A 2,553-nucleotide genomic window follows, 5' to 3' on the forward strand; every position below is an offset into this window, starting at 1 on the left:
TGACCATGCTTATCATGATCATGCGTTCCCCATTGTGGATCTACTGTGTGCATATCACTTCCATCCAGAACAGGCACAAGCAACGGATGCCCATTATTAACGCCATTGTCAAGGATGCAAATAGAAGTGTTGGATTTCGAAACAGTAACACGATTAAGGAGGTCTCTTACCCATTCTGACTGATCCCAGTTCTTAAGAGATAGGAGAAAGTAAACTTCTTTTGCTTTTCTTAACTCAGCGATGTCGTCAGAATTTTCGATCAGTGTATCTATTTGAGCTCGATTGACCTTTACAACCTTTATACTTCTTTCGGGGAAACGGATGGAATTCGGCTTCGACGGAATATCCTTTGTTAATAACAATTCTTCGAACCGGTTGACAACCACGTCAGTATCACTACTCAACCATACTTCACACCACTCGGGAGAATCTGTTGGGATATCAGATTTATCATCTTGCCAAAATGATGGTAGCACAGCCATACGGACATCTGAAATGCTGTTGATTAGATTACGGTTCTTAGGTTTTCCGCTTCTGTTATCAACTTCAGTGGCGTACTTCTCGAGTTTTTTTAAGAAATGGCTCTTTTTTGAATGGGCCATATAAACAGTGGCGTAGGTTATTCTGCCTTTGTTTGTATCCTCTTGTCTAATATTGAGTAATCGCACTTGCTTTGAGCGCATGTCCTCAAGGCTTCTTGTCACCAAAACAGCCCCAGGGTCACTCTGGAATTCAATATATACCCCATTTTTTGTGGCGTGAGCAACGGCTTGACGATTAACGCTTTCCTTCCAGGCTTGGTCAAACTGAGAACGAAGGAATTGACTATGAGGTATCCGCTCTCTTTTTGGAATTACGCCCTCTTTTCCTCCTGATGAGGTACTGGTGTATGGCATTGCAACTGGGGGAGTATGAATAAACAAATGACGCAGTTTCTTATCACTCACTTTTTACCTCCAAGTTTGTTGGCAAGCCTCTTTTCTCTCATTGATTGAGATTAACAACTTACTTACTGTAACCTTGTTTGTTCCAGCCAGAATGGCGTTCTTTAAAGAGTCTCTGCATGCTGCGACAAGTTCGGCCTGGCTTAGTCCTTCGCTCTCTTTCAACACTTGTTTCTTGGCAAAGTTTTTGTTGATGAACAGACCAAGCGTGTTTTTTATCAGGATTAATCTTTCTTCTTCATTCGGCTTATCGTAATAGAGAACATCGTCGAACCTACGGAAAAGCGCTCGATCTAAAAGTTCGGGAGTATTTGTGGCTGCAAATATAAGACTATCCGATACATCCTGCTCAATAAATTGCAGGAAGGAATTCAATACTCTTCGCATTTCTCCAACATCGTTATCCAGTGACCTTTCTCCTCCGATAGCATCAAACTCATCGAATAAGTACACGCCATTTTCCATTTGGATCAGATCAAATATTTGCCGCAGTTTTGCGCCCGTCTCACCCATAAATTTTGTGACAAGACGGTCAACTTGAACCGTATGCAATTGTAGATTCAACTCATGCGCAATCACTCTTGCTGTCATAGTTTTACCAGTTCCTGAGGGTCCAATGAGAAGGATCTTTCTTCTGTGCTTCAAGCCATGTGATTTCAATCTATCCTGTTGTCTATACTCATGAACGATCCGGCCTAATCGCTGTGTTAATGGTTCAGAAATGACCAACATGGCCATTGATTCAAATGGATCATCCGTCAATACTAACCCTCTTAGGTCTTGTGGGAAAGGTATAACCCGAGGTCCCTTTTTCCGCTTCTCCGCATTAACGATTTCCCGTAAATCATTCGCCAATGAAGCATGACCTTGAAGGGCTTCATGAGCTGCAATTTGGAGAACAACTGAAAAAAACCTGTCCTGGCTATCGCCAAAGTGTGACTTAACCAGCGCTTTTATTTGCTCTGCTGTTGCCATAGTAAACATCCATTCATTTCTTTCATAATTACAATCTTTCGACTGGATAGCTTCCGGTCAATGTTTTTTCCCCGACTCCGGTCTAATCAGCCGGGGTATCATTGTATCTTGGATCGCAATTTTCGAATCCAAGATTAGACCCGCTACCATTGGCCATAATCTAATCCCTATTTCTTTCTGCGATTATAAGGTGATTGGTTAGTTGGCTTCAGAGAAACACTCAATTGTGAGGCTTTTGATCTGATTGAATCTTCTGATCTCCCCAATTTATGTGCAATAAGTCTGGTGGGAGTATTCCCCTTAGCAAGATCTTTCATGTTTTTAATCTCACTGTCTGTCCATTGCTTGCCCGAGTTTGTAGCTTTTTTTGCCATTTCTTCCTCCATGGTCTCAGTCTATCTTACAAACAAAGAAAACAAATTGCTTCCTTATTTGCACGAAACAGATGTGCTGATTTCTGTCAACCTCAAATTCTGCAGACATTTCCCCATTTTACCAGAACCTTCTTTTGACTAATGTTTCTCACACCTAAGTCATTGATAAACCTTGTGTATTGAACGCAGGTATTCACGCAAGCTGTTTCTTAGAAAGGAGATAGCTATATTCCGAAATACTTGAAATATCTAATTCCTCA

Annotated in this window: 3 protein-coding genes; all 3 read right to left on the reverse strand. The window is 41.4% G+C overall.

The annotated features are described in order from the left end of the window. Window positions 1–947 (reverse strand): peptidase S8 (locus LHW48_06990; protein ID MCB5260202.1); only part of this gene is annotated, 947 nt, incomplete at its 3' end. A 3-nt stretch (window positions 948–950) separates the two neighbouring features. Then, window positions 951–1,919 carry an ATP-binding protein gene (locus tag LHW48_06995; protein ID MCB5260203.1) on the reverse strand — a complete coding sequence of 323 codons (969 nt, stop codon included), beginning with the start codon at window positions 1,917–1,919 and terminating at the stop codon, window positions 951–953. A gap of 167 nt (window positions 1,920–2,086) precedes the next feature. Next, complete coding sequence (locus tag LHW48_07000) at window positions 2,087–2,293, reverse strand: hypothetical protein (protein MCB5260204.1); 207 nt, start codon at window positions 2,291–2,293, stop codon at window positions 2,087–2,089. Window positions 2,294–2,553 lie beyond the last annotated feature (260 nt).

It is taken from the genome of Candidatus Cloacimonadota bacterium (assembly GCA_020532355.1).
GTDB lineage: Bacteria > Cloacimonadota > Cloacimonadia > Cloacimonadales > Cloacimonadaceae > UBA5456.